Raw genomic sequence first — 21,135 nt, 5'->3', positions numbered from 1 at the left:
GAGGAAAAGTCATGGAATTTTTGAACGCCTTTTCCCACCTCGACTGGCAGCAGGTGATGCACCTGACCTGGCAGCACATCACCCTGGTCGGCATCGCCGTCAGCCTGGCGATTCTCATCGGCGTGCCGCTGGGTATTTTGATGACGCGCTTCCCGAGTCTCGCTGGCCCGCTACAAGCCAGTGCCACGGTGCTGCTGACCGTGCCGTCGATTGCGCTGTTCGGCCTGCTGCTGCCGTTCTACTCGAAATTCGGCCAGGGCCTCGGCCCGATGCCGGCGATCACCGCCGTATTCCTTTATTCACTGTTGCCGATCATGCGCAACACCTACCTCGCCCTGACCGGCGTCGAACCGGGCATCCGCGAAGCCGCACGCGGCATCGGCATGACCTTCGGCCAGCGCCTGCGCATGGTCGAGTTGCCGATTGCCGTGCCGGTAATCCTCGCCGGTGTGCGTACCGCCGTGGTGATGAACATCGGCGTGATGACCATCGCCGCGACCATCGGCGCCGGCGGCCTCGGCGTACTGATCCTCGCCTCCATCAGCCGCAGCGACATGTCGATGCTCATCGTCGGCGCACTGCTGGTCAGTCTCCTGGCGATCTTCGCGGACTTGTTTTTGCAGTGGCTGCAACGCTCTTTGACTCCAAAAGGATTACTCAAATGATCGAACTTCAAAACCTCAGCAAGACCTTCCAAAGCAACGGCAAAGATGTGAAAGCCGTGGACTCGGTGAGCCTGACCGTCAATGAAGGCGAAATCTGCGTATTCCTCGGGCCATCGGGCTGCGGCAAAAGCACCACGCTGAAAATGATCAACCGCCTGATCAAGCCGACCTCCGGCAAGATCCTGGTCAACGGTGAAGACACCACCGACCTCGACGAAGTGACCCTGCGCCGCAACATCGGCTACGTGATTCAGCAGATCGGTCTGTTCCCGAACATGACCATTGAAGAGAACATCGTCGTCGTGCCGAAACTGCTCGGCTGGGACAAACAGAAATGCCACGATCGCGCCCGCGAATTGATGAGCATGATCAAGCTTGAGCCCAAGCAGTATCTGCATCGTTATCCCCGTGAACTGTCCGGCGGCCAGCAGCAACGGATCGGCGTGATCCGCGCGCTGGCAGCAGATGCACCGCTGTTGCTGATGGACGAACCGTTTGGTGCGGTGGACCCGATCAACCGCGAAATGATCCAGAACGAGTTCTTCGAGATGCAGCGCGCGTTGAACAAGACCGTGATCATGGTCAGCCACGACATCGACGAAGCGATCAAACTCGGCGACAAGATCGCGATCTTCCGCGCCGGCAAGCTGTTGCAGATTGATCACCCGGACACCCTGCTCGCCCATCCGGCGGACGACTTCGTCAGCAACTTCGTCGGCCAGGACAGCACACTCAAACGCCTGCTGCTGGTGAAAGCCGAAGACGCGGCGGACAACGCGCCGTCGGTGAGCCCGGAAACCCCGGTGGCGGATGCGCTGGAGCTGATGGATGAACATGACCGCCGTTATGTGGTGGTCACCTGTGCCGAGAACAAGGCATTGGGTTACGTGCGACGTCGCGACCTGCACCGTCAGACCGGTACATGCGCGCAATTCCTGCGCGAGTTCAACGCCACGGCCGCCTATGACGAACACCTGCGCATTCTGTTGTCGCGCATGTACGAGTTCAATCGGGCGTGGCTGCCTGTGATGGATGCCGAGCGGGTTTTCCTTGGCGAAGTCACCCAGGAGTCGATTGCGGCGTACCTGAGTTCGGGTCGTTCACGCGGAATGAAGACCAATATCGTGTCGCCGGCCGAAGCGGTGGCCTGATCAAAAGCAAAAGGGCTGTTCGACAGCCCTTTTTTTCGACCGCCGGAAACTCAAGGCCGGGATTTTCCTACCGACGATGAGCCGGCAAGAAATATCAACACACCCGAGAGCCGAACCCGGCCGATTTTGCCAGCCTGAACCAGCAACTTCCCCCTCATCTGCCTTTCTCGCCGCCAACGTCGCCGATGTTGAAGTGATCGTAGTTATCCATGACTTGGCATACATCAGCATCGAACGTGCAGGTATTTTTAACACCTGAAAATTATTGCGGAACATCTGACCGTCATCTCGGTCGGGTACAAAGAGTGATATCCGCGACGTACGTCAGAAGCGTGCAAAAACGCGACATTTTTAGTTGATCTCAGGCCCCTCACGCCCTAAAGTTCGCGCCGAACGTCCATGCTGGAAACGATCCATCCGGCTCAAGTACTGACGACGAGACAGCAAGGCCAAGGGAAAGAAAGACTACATTTCCCATGGCCTTTTTGCTTTCGGCGACATGCCTTGGGAAGTAGGCGAACCAAAGTGGGGATACGGAGGGCGTTCATTTGCACCCATTGATTTCACGAGTTTGCCCATAGGAGCTCCCAAGTATGTCGATCCAGGTCGAAGACTATTTCGCGCGCGAAACCTTTCAGAAAATGAAGGCGTTCGCCGACAAACAGGAAACCCCGTTCGTGGTGATCGACACCGCGATGATCGCCCAGGCCTACGATGACCTGCGTGCCGGTTTCGAATTCGCCAAGGTCTACTACGCGGTCAAGGCCAACCCGGCCGTCGAGATCATCGACCTGCTCAAGGAGAAAGGCTCGAGCTTTGACATCGCCTCGATCTATGAGCTGGACAAAGTACTGAGCCGTGGCGTCAGCCCGGACCAGATCAGCTACGGCAACACCATCAAGAAATCCAAGGACATTCGCTACTTCTATGAGAAGGGCGTACGCCTGTTCGCGACCGACTCGGAAGCCGACCTGCGCAACATCGCCAAGGCTGCGCCGGGCGCCAAAGTCTATGTGCGCATCCTGACCGAAGGCTCGACCACGGCCGACTGGCCACTGTCGCGCAAGTTCGGCTGCCAGACCGACATGGCCATGGACCTGCTGATCCTCGCCCGCGACCTGGGTCTGGTGCCATACGGCATTTCGTTCCACGTCGGTTCGCAACAGCGTGACATCAGCGTCTGGGACGCGGCGATCGCCAAGGTCAAAGTGATCTTCGAGCGCTTGAAAGAAGAAGACGGCATCCACCTGAAGCTGATCAACATGGGCGGTGGCTTCCCGGCCAACTACATCACCCGCACCAACAGCCTGGAAACCTACGCCGAAGAAATCATCCGTTTCCTGAAGGAAGACTTCGGTGATGACCTGCCGGAAATCATTCTGGAACCGGGCCGTTCGTTGATTGCCAACGCCGGCATCCTGGTCAGCGAAGTGGTACTGGTCGCGCGTAAATCCCGCACCGCCGTCGAGCGTTGGGTTTATACCGATGTGGGCAAGTTCTCCGGCCTGATCGAAACCATGGACGAAGCGATCAAGTTCCCGATCTGGACCGAAAAGAAAGGCGAGATGGAAGAAGTCGTGATAGCCGGCCCGACCTGCGACAGCGCCGACATCATGTACGAAAACTACAAGTACGGCCTGCCGCTGAACCTGGCGATCGGTGATCGCCTGTACTGGCTGTCGACCGGTGCGTACACCACCAGTTACAGCGCCGTAGAGTTCAATGGCTTCCCGCCGCTGAAATCGTTTTACGTGTAAGCACCTTACCCGTAACGCGAAAAGCCCATGACAAGTCATGGGCTTTTTTATGCTTTACAGTCGGGTCATTTTGACCAACTGGTCCGACATGCTTTGCACATCGTCCAACGGCACCTTGAGCATCGGCAGCGTAGATTTCGCCCGCGCCATCGTCATCGTCGGGTAATGACTTCTGAGCATCTGTTGCGCTTCATCCAGCATCCAGGTCATCCGAAAGCAGAAATCGCTGAGATTGTTCGCCGCACTGGCAGCGCGTCGACGCAGATTGAACAGAAACTCGACATGTTCTTTGGACAGCGCGATTCGCTCCTCCTGCGAATACAACCGGCCCGGCACATAAGTCGTACCGGGTAATCCCATTTTACCCAGGCCGTAATAGACTTCGATCTTGGCGACGGGTTCATCGCAGGAACAGATGGGCATCGTCAAACACTCGATGAAACGTACGAAGATGCTGTGGATCGATTCAGCCAGGCTGGTCACCTGGGTTTTGAAATTCAACACCGTGCCCCGGTATTGCTCCAGTCGTCGATCCATTTCCCGCAGCACATCGATGATGCTTGCGGCGGGTGCATTGCCCCAGACAGGCGACCTTACCAATGAAAATTGCCGTGGATCGATAGTGTCAATCGCCTCTCGGCGATTGTCGGCATTTGAAACAGTGGCCTGAAACTCTTCAATAAAGCCGAATACCTCAAGTAACACCCGCGCGGAATTGCTGCCAAGCAACGGTGTTGCTTCCTGTATCGCCAGCCAACACGCTCCATTGGCTTGTGCCGCCAGCCTCAGGCTTTGAATATTTGGTGGGGACAGCATGGTGTGCCCTTGTCGTTCAAAGCTTTTACTAAACTCAGTCATTTCCTGTAAGGCAGGGGGTAGATCCTGCAGAAACTTCACATACTGCTTCAATGCAGCGAAGTTTTTTTCTGCCAGTAAATATTCAAGCATCAGCCTCTCCTTGGTCTGATCGAACTTTTGTTGCCGATGGAACCGTGCCCATCGGCAATCCTGCGCCGGACTCTGATATCACACACAAACACAGAGCACGGCCTGCCGGCAGAATCAGCGCTGCGGTAATGACAGCGGATCAACGAAAGCGATAAACAGTGGCGCATGCTGTTTCAATGCGGCACTGAGTGCATCAAAGTCGTCCAACCGCTCGACATTGATCGCATCGCGCAATTGCTCAAAAGCATTCACGGCAGGACGGTAGGTGGCGGCATATTCGGCGCGACAGTCCTCCATGACATGAATGGCCGTCAGGTACGCGACCTTGCCTTGCGAATCACGGATACCCGAGCGCTCACGTTCGATATCAGCCTGCACGCCATCGACTTTCAGCTTCAGCTTGTCGCTCTCGCGAATCATGTCCAGAAAGCGCACCGATTCGCCGATGCCGATGAGGGTTCGCTTCAGTTGATCGATGGCCGCCATCACCAGTTTGATTTCCGGCGGAGCCAGGCCCAGCTCGGTTATCTTGGCGATAGTCAGTTCAACATCCTTGCCGAGTTTCTCGATGCCACTTTTTTCCAGAAGAGTGACCCCGTCATTGATGATCTTGCGATCAGCCGCAAGCTCTGCAAGTTTGCCCTCCAGTTGGGCAATTTCAGCATTGGCCACAAGCGCGTCGCGCTGAAAATCAGCGATGTAAGCCTGCGTCAGGCGAACATCAAACCGTGCATCAATGTTGCGCAAGGCGCTTCCCACCAAAGATGCCTGCTTGGTCATCGCAGAGGAGATCGAACGCAAAATGTCCTTACGCTCATCATCGATTTCTTCAATGACCTCAGGATCGGTTTCTTTTAACCGGTCCTTCTCGTTGCGGGTGAGACGTCGCAGGCTGTTTTGCAGATCATTCACACCCGACTGTGCCGAATCCTGCAATTGGCTTTGGCATTGTCCCATGCCAATCACGATTCGCTTGAAGCGGTCAAAAAGATCGGGCAGGTAACCCAGTCGGGTTTTCAAGACTTCTGCCTGAGTGCGGGCTTCACGCACCTGTTCAATAGAGGATGTCAGGGTGGCAACGTCCACAGGCGAATAGCTCACTGTGGTGTTGATACCGATCACACGCGAGGCACGCGTGCTGAACGAATAGTTGCGCTCGTATTCTGCATCAGCTTCTTTGAAGACCTGGATAAGCTTGTCCGAGTCGGTCTCGATGGCTTTCCATGGCAACACGACTTCTTCGAATTCGGTCCCGAAGATCCGCAGGCTCAAGGCGTCGTTGACTCGGTTCATCGCCGCTACCGAGTTGGAGATGTGCACGTACAGGCTTTTCCAGACATGTATCAGGTTCTGCGTGGCAATCTCAGCATCAATCGCCACGATCATCAGACTTTGCAGGTCATGCTTGACGCGGGCAAGGGAACCGAGCGTCTGATTCATACTCGCCAGCAGCTGGATATCCCGCTCCTGTTCGGCATACAACGCGTTGCGTGCAGCACGAATATTTTCGGCCTCTACCCCCATGTAGATAGCCATGGCCAGGCCCACGATGTTCATCCCGGCTGCAGACTTCAATGCCTCCTGAACCGCCGCCTTGTATTCAGTGTTTTTGATATCAATTTCTTTAGCACGATTATCAATATTGTTCTTCAATACTTTGACATTCTCTGCCAACGTACTGCTGTCAATCAGCCCGACCCGAAGTTTTATGCCGGGCAGAACATGCTCGCGCAGATCATAACCAAACATATCCAGATCATTTTTTATGCCCTGCACATCGCTCAGGTTTTTATTGATCCTCTCGAATATCCGTTGCAGGTAATAACCCAGTGTCGCGACCGTATCAGGGTCAATTTCAATATCCGGAAACTTGTCACCCAGTTCGATTTCCAGCGCCTTAAGCTGAGCGAGTGTTTTAATCTTGTTTGCCTTGAGGAACGCGACAGAATCATCATCGTTCAAGACTTCCTGAATCGATTTGCCATAATTGAGCATGCTGCTGGCAAAGCTCTTCAGTCCTTGTCCGGTCATCATGATGCGTTCACGCAACGGCGACCAACGTCTTGCGTGGTTGCGGGTGTTGACGAAGGTCGAAAGGAAATCAGTCGGGTTTAAACCTGGGCCACCGTCCTGCCCGGCGCCGAAACGCAGATAATCAACGACATCCTTCAGGGTATGTGGAAGCGCCAGACCGGCCGCTTCATATTTACGCAAATCAATGATCTGTTTTTTGGTGAGGAGAAGTCCGCGGTCACGCACGACATCGTCCCCCTCGGAAACCGATGCATCACTGAGTAACTTAGGCGCCGCCGCCGCCATCTGCATAACTTGCTCAGGCGAGGCGTTATTCAGGGCATCGCCCCATAAGCTGGAAGAAGACATGATCATTCCTTTAATCAGTTTTAAGTTAAGTTAAATCAACAAGAAAGTTAAAGCAGACAAGCCTCAACTATTCCAAGCGAACTTAAACATAAAATCCAAACCTAAAGAAGCGCACCACACCTTCAATTTATTTAAAAAGAATAACAACAACTAGACACACGAATCGAAAACTTCGAACAGCTCGTTTTGTTTGACTAGACGGCCATGTGTTCTGCGCGCTCTTTGTACTCTTGAGCCAATGCTTGAATAGCAGGGTGCGATGCGCTTTCCAAGGTCTGGGCAGCCACATGGAGAAACACAGCATGCCCCCCGCACATCGCCTGGCGGTACCATTTCAACGCCTCTCTTATCTGAGAGCGCTCGGCCAGAACACTGGCATAACTGAACTGGCCACGGAAGTCGCCGCTCTGCGCCGAGCGGCGATACCAATCGAAGGCTGCGGCCGGGTCAGCGCGGCAATGACGTCCCTCTTCAAGATACCGACCGAGCAGGTTCATCGACTTGGCGTGCCCCGACTCGGCGGCCTGACGATAAAGCGCCAAGGCTTGCGGCTGATCCACAGCCGCCCCGCGCCCGGTCGCCAGCAGATTGGCGAGGTTGTACATCGCCCAGTCCAGCCCGGCATCTGCTGCAACGCGATAATGCCTGGCGGCAACCGCTGCGTCGGCCACACAACCCCATCCATGTTCATGACAGCGGCCGAGCATGTTGCGCGCCATCAGATGTCCCTGCCCTGCCGCGATTCCAAACCAGCGCAGCGCCAACGGCTGATCCTGAGCAATCCCGTGACCATCAAGAAGGATCTGTCCGAGCAGCGCCTGCGCCTCCAGCACGCCCTCACCTGCCGCCAGCAGAATGGCCTGGGCCGCACGTGCCGGACTTTCTGCAAGCATGGCGGTGAGCCGTTCGCCGTCGAGGACTTCTTCGCGGCGCAAACGAAAGTCCGCCACTCAGACCTCGACCCAGCGACGCAGCAGGTTGTGATAGGTGCCGGTCAGACGGATCAGCGAAGGGTGATCGGGCATGTCCTGGGTCAGTTGCTGGATCGCACCGTCCATCTCGAACAGCAAAGCGCGCTGGCTGTCTTCGCGCACCAGACTTTGGGTCCAGAAGAACGAGGCATAGCGCGCGCCGCGAGTGACGGCGTTGACCTTGTGCAGGCTGGTGCCGGGGTAAAGCACCATGTCGCCGGCGGGCAGTTTCACGCGCTGGGTGCCGTAGGTGTCCTGGATCTCCAGCTCGCCGCCGTCGTAATCCTCGGGCTCACTGAAGAACAGCGTGGCCGACAGATCGGTGCGCACCCGCTCGATGCTGCCCTTGGGCTGGCGCACCGCGTTGTCGATGTGAAAATCGAAACTGCCGCCCGCCGTGTAGCAGTTGAGTAACGGCGGAAATACTTTGTGCGGCAGCGCAGCTGACATGAACAGCGGATTTTTCCACAGGCGTTCAAGCATTGCCGCGCCGATTTCCTTGGCCAGCGGATGGCCTTCGGGCAGTTGCAGATTGTGCTTGGCCTTGGCCGATTGATAGCCAGCGGTGATCTTGCCATCGGCCCAGTCGGCCTGTTCCAGAGCCTTGCGGATGCGCCGCACTTCGTCTTTCTCGAACAGAGCGGGGATGTGCAGCAGCATGTCGAAGTCACCTGATGGCAAAGAGACGGTAATGGTATTGATTCTTATTGGCCGTGTAAAACCCGCTAGACGAATGAGTCGGCAAAAACCGTAAGGTTAAATTGTAAAGAATGTAAATTTGTCGCGAATAACAATATTTCGCAATTGATACGAATACCTGTTTACCCTATATTCCGCCGCCTCAAATCCTTGGGGAGGGGAAATAGAAATGGCACGTCAACACGCACAATTACCAGTGAGTTCACCACGTCTGCTCGCTTCCGCCATCGGCGTGGCAATCACCGCCGGCTCCGCTGGGCACATGGTGTTCGCCGCTGAAAAGACCGACAGCAAAGCCTCCGGCAATGCCATCGCCCTGGACGCCACCGCCATCACCGGCGAAGCCCTGGACTCGACGTCCTACCAGGTCGAGAAAGCCTCCTCGCCCAAGTACACCGCGCCGCTGGTCGATACGCCGCGCTCGGTCACCGTTATTCCGCAGCAAGTCCTGAAGGACACCGGTGCCCTGAACATGCAGGATGCGCTGCGCACCGTGCCAGGCATCACTTTTGGTGCCGGTGAAGGCGGCAACCCGCAGGGCGACCGTCCGTTCATCCGTGGTTTCGACGCCCAGGGCGACACCTACCTCGACGGCGTACGTGACACCGGCTCCCAGAGCCGCGAGATCTTCGCCGTGGAAAACATCGAAGTCAGCAAGGGCCCGAACTCCGCCATCGGTGGTCGCGGCGCGGCAGGCGGCAGCATCAACCTGGTGAGCAAGAAAGCGCATCTGGGCAACTCGTTCGACGGTGGTTTCACCTGGGGCTCCGACCAGACCCAGCGTTACACCCTGGACGGCAACTACCAGTTCAGCGACACCGCTGCCGGCCGTCTGAACCTGATGAGCCACGAGAGCAACGTCGCCGGTCGCGACAAGGTCGACTACGACCGCTGGGGCATCGCGCCGTCCCTGGCCTTCGGCCTGGGCACCGACACTCGCGTCAACCTCGATTACTACCATCTCGAAAGCAACGACACGCCGGACTCGGGCATTCCTTACACCATCCCGGCCGGCGGCTCGGCGGCGCGTACCAAGTCCAACCCGGACAAACCGTACGCCGGCGGCGATCACAGCAACTTCTACGGTCTGGACCGCGACTTCCGCAAGGGCCGCACCGACACCGCGACCTTCGCCATCGAGCATGACCTGAGCGACTCGCTGACGATCAAGAACACCCTGCGTCACGGCACCAGCATGCAGGATTACATCCTGACCCAGCCGGACGACAGCAAGGGCAACGTCAACAACGGCAGCGTCTGGCGTCGTGCAAACACCCGCGTGAGCAACACCGAGACCACCACCAACCAGACTGACCTGTTCGGTAACTTCTACGTTGCGGGCTTCAAGAACAGCTTCTCCACCGGTGTCGAATACACCCGTGAGGAAAGCCGCAAGTCCTCGTACAACGTCAACACCGACACCACGCCGCGCACCTCGGCCGTGACCACCAACTGCAACCCGGGCCTGATCGGCGCTGCCAGCGGCTACAACTGCACCTCGCTGTCGAACCCGAACCCGAACGATCCGTGGAACGGCGCCATTTCGCGCAACTACGCCGGCACCGACACCCAGTCCGATACTTACGCACTGTATGTGTTCGACACCCTGGAGCTGTCCGAGCAATGGCTGGTGAACATGGGCCTGCGTTACGACCACTTCGAAACCGGCTACAACACTTACAACAACGCTGGCCGCACCACCTCCAAGGGTTCGGACACCAGCGAGTTCGTCACCGGCCAGTTCGGCGTCGTCTACAAACCGGCAGAGAACGGCAGCATCTATGCGTCCTACGCCACCTCCGCCACTCCGCCGGGCAACACCCTGGGTGAAGGTCAGGAAGGCAACCCGCTGGGCGGCACGCCGGATCGCAACGGCAACCTGCTCAAGAGCGACATGGAGCCGGAAACCACCAAGAACTACGAAATCGGTACCAAGTGGGATCTGCTGAACGATCGCCTGTCGCTGACCGCCGACATCTTCCGCACCGAGAAAGAAAACGCGCGTGTCCAGGTTGATACCACCTCGTACGAAAACGCCGGCAAGACGCGTGTACAAGGTATCGAGTTGTCCGCCAGCGGCAAGATCACTGACAAGTGGCAAGTGTTCGCCGGCTACGCCTACATGGACAGCGAACAGGTTGACGGTGGTGACCTGCCGGCCAACAAGGCCAACAACGGTAACGAGCTGCCCAACACGCCGAAAAACAGCGCCAGCCTGTGGACCACTTACCAGGTCACGCCGAAGCTGACCATCGGTGGCGGTGCGTTCTACGTGGATGACGTATTCGGCAACGTGGCCAACACCACCATGGTCGATTCCTACGTTCGCTACGACGCAATGGCGGCGTACAAGCTGAGCAAGAACGTCGACCTGCAACTGAACGTGCAGAACCTGACCAACGAGACCTACTACGACAAAGCCTTCTCGACTCACTTCGCCAATCAGGCGGCGGGCCGTACGGCATTGCTGAGCACCAACTTCCACTTCTGATCGAAGAGGGAAGTACCAAGCCCCGTTCATTCATTTGAGCGGGGCTTTTGTGCGTAATAAAGAACGTTTCTCGATAAGCCACGGCATAATGCACGCCGTGAACACAATTTCCGAACGGACAAGGCAAGCGACGTGTTGAAGAAAACCCTGTTCCAGTTGCACTGGTTTTTTGGCATCACTGCCGGGCTGGTGCTGGCCCTGATGGGCATCACCGGCGCTGCCTATTCGTTTCAGGACGAAATTCTCAAAGCCCTCAACCCCTCCGTGTTGCAGGTGGAGAAACAGGTCGCCGGCGTCCTGCCGCCCGCCGAGTTGGTGGCGCAGATCGAAGCGGCCTCGGGCAAGAAAGTCTCGATGCTCTCGGTCGAGACCGAAAGCGGCAGCGCCGGCCGCGTCTGGTTCACCCCGCCCAAAGGTGAGCGTCGTGGCGAGATGCGTTACTTCGATCCCTACACCGCCGAGTTCAAGGGCGAGGCCACCGGCCAGGATTTCTTCGGCCTGATGCTGCAACTGCACCGGTTCCTCGCCATGGGCGATACCGGCCGCAACATCACCGGCGCCTGCACCCTGATGCTGCTGTTCTTCTGCCTGTCCGGCCTCTATCTGCGCTGGCCGCGCCAGTGGAACAGCTGGCGTGTGTGGCTGACCCTCGACTGGAAGAAAAAGGGCCGCAGCTTCAACTGGGACCTGCACTCGGTGTTCGGCACCTGGTGCATGTTGGTTTACCTGTTGCTGGCGCTGACCGGATTGTCCTGGTCCTACGAGTGGTACAACAAAGGCCTGACGAAACTGCTGTCGGATGCGCCGCAGAACGAGCGCGTGCGCGGCGGCCGTGGCCCGGCTCCCGAAGGTCCGGCGCCGACTGCCGATTACGCAGCCATGTGGATCAGCATCTACAGTGCCGCAGGTCCAGGCCTCGCCTCCTACAACATCCGCATGCCGCCAGTGGCCGACCAACCGGCGACCGTGTTCTACCTGCTCGACAACTCGCCCCACGAGCGCGCGCTGAACCAGATCACCCTCGACCCGGCCACCGGTGTCGTCAAACGGGTCGACCGCTACGCTGACAAAAGCTTCAAGGCGCAACTGCTGACCAGTATTTATGCGCTTCATGTCGGCAGCTATTTCGGTCTGGTGGGGCGAATCATCGTGACGGTCGCGGCGGTGTTGATGCCGCTGTTCTTCATCACCGGATGGTTGCTGTACCTGGATCGTCGGCGCAAGAAAAAGCAGATCAAGGATGCCCGTCAGGGTCTCGAACAACCGGCCGGAGATGGCCCGGCGTGGCTGATCGGCTTCGCCAGCCAGAGCGGTTTTGCCGAGCAACTCGCCTGGCAGACCGCCGGCCAGTTGCAGGCGGCCGGATTGCCGGTGAAGGTTCAGCCGTTGGCCAATGTCAGCGAGCAAGATTTGCGCGAATCGAACAACGCGCTGTTCGTGGTCAGCACCTTCGGCGACGGCGAAGCGCCGGACAGCGCTCGCGGTTTCGAGCGCAAGGTGTTGAAGAACGCCTCGACCCTCGACAGCCTCAACTACGCCGTACTCGGCCTCGGTGACCGTCAGTATCAGCACTTCTGCGGTTTCGCCCGGCGCCTTCATCAATGGCTGGGCGAGCATGGTGGCAAGACCCTGTTCGCCCCGGTGGAAGTCGACAGCGGTGATCCTTACGCGCTGCGTCACTGGCAGACACAGCTGGGCCAAATCACCGGACAAGCGCCGGTCGACACCTGGCAGGCGCCGAGCTACGAAAACTGGACGCTGGTACGCCGCGAGCTGATGAACCCGGACAGCAGCGGCGCGCCCGTCTTCCTGCTCGGTTTGACCGCACCGATCTCCCGCAGCTGGCTGGCCGGCGATCTGGTGGAAGTGCTGCCGCGCAACTGCCCGTGGGCCATCGAGCACTTCCTCGACGGTCTCGGCATCCGTGGTGAAACCAGCGTCAAGGTCAACGGCCTGGAAGAGTCGCTGGAAGTCGCCCTCGCCACCCGCCAACTGCCCGAGCACCGCGCCCATCTGGTGGGCCTGCATGCTCAGGCACTGGTCGATGCAATGGTGCCGCTGGCCATGCGCGAATACTCGATCGCCTCGATTGCCGCCGACGGCGTGCTGGAGCTGATCGTGCGTCAGGAACAGCATGCCGACGGTCGTCTCGGCATCGGTTCCGGCTGGCTGACCGAGCATGCTCCGGTCGGCGGCAGCATCAGCCTTCGCGTGCGCCGCAACAGCGGTTTCCATCTGCCGAACGCTCCGGTGCCGATGATTTTGCTGGGCAACGGCACCGGCCTCGCCGGGCTTCGCAGCTTGCTCAAGGCGCGGATTGCCGACAACCAACAGCGTCACTGGCTGCTGTTTGGCGAGCGCAATCGCGAGCACGATTTCCTCTGCCGTGCGGAGCTGGAAGAGTGGTTGATCAATGGCGATCTGGAACGTCTCGATCTGGCGTTCTCCCGGGATCAGGCCGAGAAGATCTACGTGCAGGACCGCTTGCGCGAATCAGCTGGTGAACTGAAGAAATGGCTGGCGGACGGTGCCGTGATCTACATCTGCGGCAGCCTGCAAGGGATGGCCTCGGGCGTCGACCTGGCGCTGCATGACATCCTCGGCGCCGAAGAAGTCGAACGCCTGATCGAACAGGGTCGCTATCGTCGCGACGTTTACTGACCACACATGACAACTGTGGGAGCAAGCTCCCACAGTTTGTTTGCGCTGAACTCAGGTCGGCTGCAGCTTCTGCTCAAACACCGCCACCCCGTTCAGATCCCGCAACACCACGCTCATCTCCCCGCTCTGCCCTTCGATATTCACCTCGCCAAAAAACTGAAACCCGGCAAACGGCGAGGCGTTCTGCGTCGGCGGCGCTTTCTGGAACACCACTTCCGGGCCAAAGGTCTTGTCCAGCGGATTGGGTCCGAAACTGCCGGCGTTCAAGGGCCCCGCGACAAACTCCCAGAACGGTTCGAAATCCTGGAACGCCGCGCGATCCGGGTGATAGTGATGCGCCGCGCAGTAATGCACGTCCGCCGTCAGGAACACGAAATTGCGCACCTGATGTGCGCGCAGGAACCCGAGCAATTCCGCGACTTCCAGCTCTCGACCCTGAGCCGGGCCGGGATCTCCGTTGGCCACCGCTTCCCAACGCGGCACGCCGGGGCTGACTTCACCGTCCGGCACGCCAAGACCGATCGGCATATCAGCAGCGATGACTTTCCACTGGGCTTTCGAGGCCTTCAATCCGCGCTTGAGCCAGTTCAGTTGCTCGCGCCCGAGGAACGGTTTTTCCGCCCCAAGATTGTCGTCATTGGCGCCGCGATAGCTGCGCATGTCGAGCACGAACACATCGAGCATCGGCCCGTAGCTCAGCTTGCGATAGATCCGCCCGCCACCGTCCGCTGCCTGACGGCGCATCGGCGAATATTCGAGCCAGGCCTGACGCGCGCGCCCGACCAGGGTGTGGATATCTTTTTCCTGATAGCGCTCGTCGAGCTGTTTGCCCGGCGACCAGTTGTTGACCACTTCATGGTCGTCCCACTGCCAGATCTGCGGCACTTCGGCGTTGAAGCGGCGGATGTTTTCATCCATCAGGTTGTAGCGGTAATTACCGCGATAATCGTCGAGGGTCTGGGCGACCTTGCTCTTGGCTTCCGTGGTGAGGTTGCGCCACACGCGGCCACCTTCGGTGGTCAGTTGCGCCGGCACCGGGCCGTCGGCGTAGATGGTGTCGCCGCTGTGGATAAAGAAGTCCGGCAGGCGCATGCGCATGGCTTCATAGATGCGCATGCCGCCGATATCGGGGTTGATGCCGAAGCCCTGGCCGACGGTGTCGCCGCTCCAGACAAAACGGAGATTGCGCCGCGCCATCGGCGCACTGCGCAAATGGCCGAGCCACGGCTCACTGGCGACGCCGGTCTGGGCGTCCTTGAAATACACGCGATAGAAAATCGCCTGATCCGCGGGCAATCCGGTGAGCTCGACGCGGGCGGTGAAATCGCTGCGGGCATCGGCCAGCGCGGAGATGACGCGCCGCGGATGGCGGAACTGACTGCGGGTGTCCCATTCCACCACCATCCGCGCCGGGCGGTCGCTGCGGCTCCAGATCATCACCCGGTCGCCCTGCAGGTCGCCGGACTGCACGCCATCGGTGAGTTGTGGTCGATCCTTGGCCGAAGCAATGACTACCGGGGCCAGCCCCGGCATCAGCAAACCGGCGCCGACCACTTGCATCACACGCCGGCGACCGAGGTTGAAATCGCTCATGCTGTTCTCCCTGAAAAAAGGAAAACTTAACCATCACCAGATGAAGCGGGTGTGACACCTCAGACGTTGGCCGGCTCCAGCGCCAGCTCGACCGCTTCCGGCCGCTTGACCAGCGCATACACCACTGCCGTCAGCAGGCTGCCCGCAACGATGGCCAGCAGGTACAGCAGCGCATGGTTGATCGCATTCGGGATCGCCAGCACAAACAGTCCACCGTGGGGCGCCATCAGCTTGCAGCCGAAGTACATCGACAGCGCACCGGTCAGCGCACCGCCGGCAATGCTCGCCGGGATCACCCGCAACGGGTCTTTTGCGGCAAACGGAATCGCCCCTTCGGAGATGAAGCACAAACCCAGCACCAGCGCCGCCTTACCCGCCTCGCGCTCGGTCTGGGCGAACTTGCGCCGGGCGATGAAGGTGGCGATGCCGAGACCAATCGGCGGCACCATCCCGGCGGCCATGGTCGCGGCCATCGGTGCATAACTCTGCGAGGCCAGCAGCCCCACCGAGAACGCGTAGGCAGCCTTGTTGATCGGCCCGCCGAGGTCGACGCACATCATGCCGCCCAGCAACACACCCAGCAGGATCGCGTTGGTGGTGCCCATGCTGTCGAGGAAGTGCGTCAGCGCCGCGAGCATCCCGGCCACCGGTTTGCCGACCACGTAAATCATCACCAGCCCGGTGATCAGGCTGGCGAACAGCGGGATGATCAGAATCGGTTTCAGCGCTTCCAGACTTTGCGGCAACGCCACATAACGACTGATCAGCTTCGCCGCATAACCGGCAATGAAACCGGCGACGATCCCGCCGATGAACCCGGCGCCCAACGTACTCGCCAGCAAACCGCCAATCATTCCCGGCGCCAGGCCCGGACGGTCGGCAATCGACCAGGCGATGTAACCGGCCAGCAACGGCACCATCAATTTGAACGCGGTCTCGCCACCGATCTGCATCAGCGCCGCCGCCAGCGTACCTTCTTCCTTGAACGCGGTGATGCCGAACACGAACGACAACGCGATCATCAGACCGCCCGCCACTACCATCGGCAGCATGAACGACACGCCGGTCAGCAGGTGTTTGTAGACGCCGCTTTTCTCCTGTTTGGCCGGGGCCTTGCCGTCGCTCGCGGCACTTTCCTGCTTGCCTTCGGCCAAGGCTTTTTTCAGCGTGGCTTCAGATTGCTTCAACGCAATCCCGGTGCCGCAGCGGTAGATTTTCTTGCCGGCGAAACGCTCAGTGGCGACCTCAATGTCAGCCGCCAGCAGCACCACGTCAGCCTCGGCAATCGCCGCTGCGCTCAGCGGGTTTCGCGCGCCGACCGAGCCCTGGGTTTCGACTTGCAGGTCGTAGCCCAGACGCTTGGCGGCTTGCTGCAAGGCTTCGGCGGCCATGAAGGTGTGGGCGACGCCAGTCGGGCATGCAGTGACAGCGACCAGGCGCGGCGCTTGGGCGCTGGCAACCACGGGCGGCGTTTCGGCAGCGACGTAAACCTCGGCCTCGACGGTGCCGCGCCGCAGCACGCCTTCGACATCCTGCAGGGCCTGCGCCGGCGCGATCCGGAAGACTTTCTTGCCGATAAACCGGGTCATGTCCACAGGTCCAGTGGCCACCAGCAAGACCCACTCGGCGGCCTCGATGGTGGCCGCCGACAACTCGCGTTCCGGGTGCGCCGCATCCACCACTTCGACGCTGGTGCTCCAGCCCTGACGCTGCGCTGCGGCATCCAGTAGCCGGGCGCACAGCACACTGGTGACCATGCCGTTCGGGCAGGCCGTGACAATGGCTAATTTCATGACAAACCCTCTTATTGTTCTGTCAGGGGACGCACGCGCACGCCCTGTTCGAGCTGCGTCAGTTGCGCAGCATCGTGAATTCCGAAACCGATCTGGGTCACCGCCTGCGCCGCAATCGCCGTGGCCGTGCGCAGGGTCTGTTCCGGCGTATCGGCGCTGAGCAGACCATGGAGCATGCCGGCCAGCAATGAATCACCGGCACCGACCGTGCTGGCGACGCTGACCTTCGGAGGCGTGGCATGCAACGCCGAGCCGACACTGAACCAGTTCACACCTTCTGCGCCGTGGGAGATCACCACATGCTCAATGCCTTGAGCGTGCAGCCGATTGGCCGCTTCTGCCTGTGACGCGTGGGACACCACTTCACAGCCGAGTGCATCGGCCAGCTCTTCGGTATTCGGTTTGATCAGCCACGGGCCGGCCTTCAGCGCCGTGCGCAATGCTTCGCCGCTGGTGTCCAGCGCGACTTTCAGGCCCTGGCCCTTCAGGCGTTCGATCAACTCGCGCAACCATTTCGCACTGACTCCGCGCGGCAGACTGCCGGCAACCACCACCGCGTCATGCCCCGGCGCGATCTGCACCAGTCGATCCAGCAATGCCTGTTGCGCCACCACGCCCACCACCGGCCCCGGACCGTTGATGTCGGTGATTCGCCCGTCCTGTTCCGCGACCTTGATATTGCTGCGGGTTTCGCCTGGCACGCGGATGAAGGCGTCGACAAAACCACGCTTGGCGAACAGGGTTTCGAACGCCTGCAAATTGTCTTCGCCGAGGAATCCGCTGACGGTCAGTTGATGACCAAGATCAGCCAGCACCTGCGCGACGTTCACGCCTTTACCGGCGGCATGGGTGTGCATCTCGTCGCTGCGATTGACCTGACCGGGTTCCAGACGTGGCAACTGCACCGTGAGGTCCAGCGCGGGGTTGAGGGTCAGGGTAAGAATCTTGGCCATTACAGGGCCTCCACTAATGCGCGCACTTCATTGGCGCTGCCCACGGCCAGGGCTTGTTGAGCAAGGGTTTGCGCCTGGGTCAGGCTGAGTTCGCGGATGCGTGCCTTGACCTCGGCGATGCTGCGCCCGGAGACGCTCAGTTCATCCACACCGAGGCCGACCAGCACCGGCACCGCCAGCGGATCCGCCGCCAGCTCGCCACACACACCGACCCATTTGCCATGGGCATGGGCCGCGCGCACGGTGATGTCGATCAGTTGCAGCACCGCCGGGTGCAGGCCGTCCGCCTGGGCGGACAGGGTCGGATGACCACGGTCGATGGCCAGGGTGTATTGGGTCAGGTCGTTGGTGCCGACGCTGAAGAAGTCCACTTCTTTGGCCAGCACCGGCGCCAGCAACGCGGCGGACGGCACTTCGATCATGATCCCCAGTTGCAGGTCGGCGACCGGGATTTCCAGGCGCAGTCGCTCGGTCATGTCGCGGGCCTGACGCCACTCGTCGACGCTGCCGACCATCGGGAACATGATCCGCAATGGACGGTTGTCCGCCGAACGCAGCAAGGCGCGCAACTGCGCTTCCATGATCTGCGGACGCTGCAAGGTCAGGCGAATCCCGCGCACACCGAGGAACGGATTTTCTTCCTTGGCGATCGGCCAATACGGCAGCGGTTTGTCGCCGCCGACGTCGAGGGTTCGCACCACCAGCGGCCGCCCGGCGAGGCCGTCGAGGACGCGACGGTATTCGGCTTCCTGAGTCGCCTCGTCCGGCGCCTGCGGGTGAGCCATGAAAATCAGCTCGGTGCGCAGCAGGCCGATGCCTTCGGCGCCCTGCTCCACCGCACTGGTGACACCGGCGCTTTCACCGATGTTGGCGAACACTTCCACGGCGTGGCCGTCGGTGGTGTGCGCCGGTTGGTGACGTTGTTCGGCGGCGGCTTTCAGGCGTTGTTCGCGGGTGTCGCGTTCTTCCGTGGCACGTTGCAGGGTCGCGGTATCGGCATCGACATGCAGACGCCCGCGCTGGCCATCGAGTAGTAATGATGTGCCCGGTTTCAGCAGTAATACCGCTGCGCCCGCACCGACCAGCGCCGGAATCCCCAATGCGCGGGCCACGATGGCGCTGTGAGCGGTAGCGCCACCACGGGCAGTGAGAATCCCCGCGACCCGCGCCGGATCCAGCCGCGCCACGTCGGACGGACCGACCTCATCCATCACCAGAATGTACGGTTGCTCAGGCTCGGCAGGCGTCTGCACGCCGCACAGTTGCGCCAGCACCCGACGCCCGATGTCACGCAGATCGGCAGCACGTTCGGCGAGCAAGGCGTCCTGCAACGCCTCCTGTTGTTTCGCAGCGGCCTCGATCACGACCATCCACGCCGCTTCGGCGCTTTCGCCCTGCTTGAGGCGGGTGTCGACTTCGTCGGTGAGTTCCGGGTCGTCGAGCATTTCCTGATGGGTGATGAAAATCTCGCGGATCGCCTTGGCCTTGCTGCGTTCGATCAGGCCCTGAATGTCCTGACGCACCTCGACCAGAGCGTTTTTCAGACGTTCGCGCTCGATGGCGGCGGACTCGCCACGCAACGGGTAATCGATGGTTTGCTGGACCTGAATGTGCGCCGGGCCTATGGCGATCCCCGGCGCTGCGGGAATCGCTTGCAGCAGGCTGCCGGAGGTCGGGGCGCTCAGGACTTCGGCGATATCCGCGATCACTTCGTGTTGCTCGCTCACGGTCGGCAGCGGCTCGACTTCTTCGCCCAGGCCTTCTTCGATGGCCGCCAGCAAGGCCGGCAAGGCGTCGGCGGCGATGTTCGGCTCGGCGATGATTTCCAGCACCTGACCGCGACGGGCGCCGAGGCTCAGCAGTTTGCTCAGGCTCTTCACCGATACCGCACTGTCCTGACCATCGACGATGCGGATGCGGATTTCACCTTCGAAGCTTTTCGCCAGTTGCGCGAGAATCTTCGCTGGCCGCGCATGCAAGCCATGGGCGTTGGCCAGTGCAATCCGGGCGCTCGGCCAATCGGCCGGCAACTCACCGCCAAGCACTTCGAGGACTTTTCGGCTGCTGGTGGCGCGACCCAGTTCATGGCCGCGACCTTCGATCAGCAACGCGCACAACCGCTCGAGCAACGCCTGATGCGCTTCACCGAGGCTGGCCAGACAGAACAGACCGCTGAGCGGCTGGCCGAGGTAACGCATCGGTTTGTCCGGGGTGACGAACGCCAGACCCGGACGCTTCACGGTCTGCTCGCTGTGCAGCCACCACAGACCATCGCCCAGCGGCAGCGCTTCGACTTGCTGCAATACACCGGCGAAACCGTTGCTCACGCAATCGGCCTGGCGCAGCAGACGTGCACCGCGCCAGACCAGCTCTTCGAAATCGTCGGCGGAGACCCCGAGACCGATCATCTGCGCATCCAGCGCCAGCTCTTGCGGCGCACCTTGCAGCAGTTTCAGCAGCGCTTCAGGCGAACTCGCACGACGCAGGGCCTGGCCCAGATCGGTCTCGCCGAGGGCACGGGTCAGCAATTGCAGCAGGCGCAGGTGTTCGTCGGATTTGGCCGCGATACCGATGGCCAGATAGACGATCTGGCCGTCACCCCAGTCCACGCCGTCGGGAAACTGCATCAGCCGCACGCCGGTGGCAAACACCTGATCGCGGGTTTCGGGCGTGCCATGGGGGATCGCAATGCCTTGACCGAGGAAGGTCGAGCCCTGAGCCTCCCGGGCCTGCAGCCCGGCAAGGTATCCGTCGGCGACCAGACCATCAGCGACCAGGTGACTGGCCAGCAATTGCAGGGCGGCGGGTTTATCCACAGCCGATTGGCTCATGGATATCTGCTCTACAGTGAGCTCGAGCATGCGATCTCCTTTTTGGCACTGTTCAATGCCAGGTATTGTTTTGAATGGTTGCAGCTTAGGCGCTTGTAGGCTTCCCTTTCAGGAGGCAGTTTTGGCGGTTTCACGGCAGAACCGGCCAAAGGCGTCTAAAACGTAGAAAATACGCTTGCTGAAACGTTTAATCTAGATTGATCGGCACGTTACTCGATAATGTCTCATCCTTGAAGTCCA

Annotated in this window: 13 protein-coding genes; 5 read left to right on the top strand and 8 right to left on the bottom strand. The window is 60.0% G+C overall.

The genetic code is table 11. The annotated features are described in order from the left end of the window. Positions 1-11: 11 nt before the first annotated feature. From NH234_RS05050 to NH234_RS05040, 3 genes are all read left to right on the top strand, one after another. Entirely contained in the window at positions 12-665 is a 654-nt protein-coding gene (locus tag NH234_RS05050; protein WP_085729571.1) for an ABC transporter permease, read from the top strand. Continuing rightward, on the top strand, positions 662-1,816 hold the full coding sequence (locus NH234_RS05045) for a betaine/proline/choline family ABC transporter ATP-binding protein (RefSeq protein WP_085729570.1): 1,155 nt from the start codon (positions 662-664) through the stop codon (positions 1,814-1,816). The genes NH234_RS05050 and NH234_RS05045 overlap by 4 nt, the downstream gene beginning before the upstream one ends. Positions 1,817-2,409: 593 nt before the next feature. Beyond that, the gene (locus NH234_RS05040; protein ID WP_039769212.1) at positions 2,410-3,573 is read left to right on the top strand and encodes a type III PLP-dependent enzyme; all 1,164 of its coding nucleotides are present in this window, start codon (positions 2,410-2,412) and stop codon (positions 3,571-3,573) included. Between the two features lie 54 nt (positions 3,574-3,627). Here NH234_RS05040 and NH234_RS05035 read toward each other — a convergent pair whose 3' ends face one another. The 4 genes from NH234_RS05035 to NH234_RS05020 all read right to left on the bottom strand — a co-directional run bounded on the left by NH234_RS05035 (position 3,628) and on the right by NH234_RS05020 (position 8,534). Beyond that, positions 3,628-4,521, bottom strand: coding sequence for a hypothetical protein (locus NH234_RS05035; RefSeq protein ID WP_367255818.1), 894 nt, complete (start codon positions 4,519-4,521; stop codon positions 3,628-3,630). Positions 4,522-4,635: 114 nt separating this feature from the next. Next, on the bottom strand, positions 4,636-6,903 hold the full coding sequence (locus NH234_RS05030) for an alpha-xenorhabdolysin family binary toxin subunit A (protein WP_367255816.1): 2,268 nt from the start codon (positions 6,901-6,903) through the stop codon (positions 4,636-4,638). 194 nt (positions 6,904-7,097) lie between these two features. Further along, on the bottom strand, positions 7,098-7,853 hold the full coding sequence (locus NH234_RS05025; protein WP_367255814.1) for a tetratricopeptide repeat protein: 756 nt from the start codon (positions 7,851-7,853) through the stop codon (positions 7,098-7,100). Then, positions 7,854-8,534, bottom strand: a complete 681-nt coding sequence (locus NH234_RS05020; RefSeq protein WP_367255812.1) for a Fe2+-dependent dioxygenase — start codon at positions 8,532-8,534, stop codon at positions 7,854-7,856. It abuts the gene before it with no gap. A gap of 208 nt (positions 8,535-8,742) precedes the next feature. Between NH234_RS05020 and NH234_RS05015 the strand changes: the two genes are divergently transcribed. Both NH234_RS05015 and NH234_RS05010 read left to right on the top strand, forming a co-directional pair. Continuing rightward, positions 8,743-11,064 (top strand): TonB-dependent receptor, encoded by a 2,322-nt coding sequence (locus NH234_RS05015; protein WP_367255810.1) that lies wholly within the window; start codon positions 8,743-8,745, stop codon positions 11,062-11,064. Positions 11,065-11,196: 132 nt separating this feature from the next. After that, complete coding sequence (locus NH234_RS05010; protein ID WP_367255808.1) at positions 11,197-13,725, top strand: PepSY domain-containing protein; 2,529 nt, start codon at positions 11,197-11,199, stop codon at positions 13,723-13,725. A 51-nt stretch (positions 13,726-13,776) separates the two neighbouring features. Here NH234_RS05010 and NH234_RS05005 read toward each other — a convergent pair whose 3' ends face one another. From NH234_RS05005 to ptsP, 4 genes are read right to left on the bottom strand one after another with little or no spacing between them, the layout of a single operon-like run. Beyond that, positions 13,777-15,318: an alkaline phosphatase gene (locus NH234_RS05005; RefSeq protein ID WP_367255806.1), complete on the bottom strand. Its 1,542-nt coding sequence runs from the start codon at positions 15,316-15,318 to the stop codon at positions 13,777-13,779. Between the two features lie 59 nt (positions 15,319-15,377). Continuing rightward, positions 15,378-17,111 (bottom strand): PTS fructose-like transporter subunit IIB, encoded by a 1,734-nt coding sequence (locus NH234_RS05000; protein WP_367255804.1) that lies wholly within the window; start codon positions 17,109-17,111, stop codon positions 15,378-15,380. Between the two features lie 11 nt (positions 17,112-17,122). Further along, positions 17,123-18,064 carry a 1-phosphofructokinase gene (pfkB, locus tag NH234_RS04995; protein ID WP_085729562.1) on the bottom strand — a complete coding sequence of 314 codons (942 nt, stop codon included), beginning with the start codon at positions 18,062-18,064 and terminating at the stop codon, positions 17,123-17,125. Next, positions 18,064-20,925 (bottom strand): phosphoenolpyruvate--protein phosphotransferase, encoded by a 2,862-nt coding sequence (ptsP, locus tag NH234_RS04990; RefSeq protein WP_367255803.1) that lies wholly within the window; start codon positions 20,923-20,925, stop codon positions 18,064-18,066. Before ptsP ends, pfkB begins: the two co-directional genes overlap by 1 nt. Positions 20,926-21,135: the final 210 nt, after the last annotated feature.

This window comes from Pseudomonas sp. stari2 (genome assembly GCF_040760005.1).
Taxonomy (GTDB): domain Bacteria; phylum Pseudomonadota; class Gammaproteobacteria; order Pseudomonadales; family Pseudomonadaceae; genus Aquipseudomonas.
The sequence above is the reverse complement of the archived record's forward strand: the minus strand, read 5'-3'. Positions and strand labels throughout refer to the sequence as shown.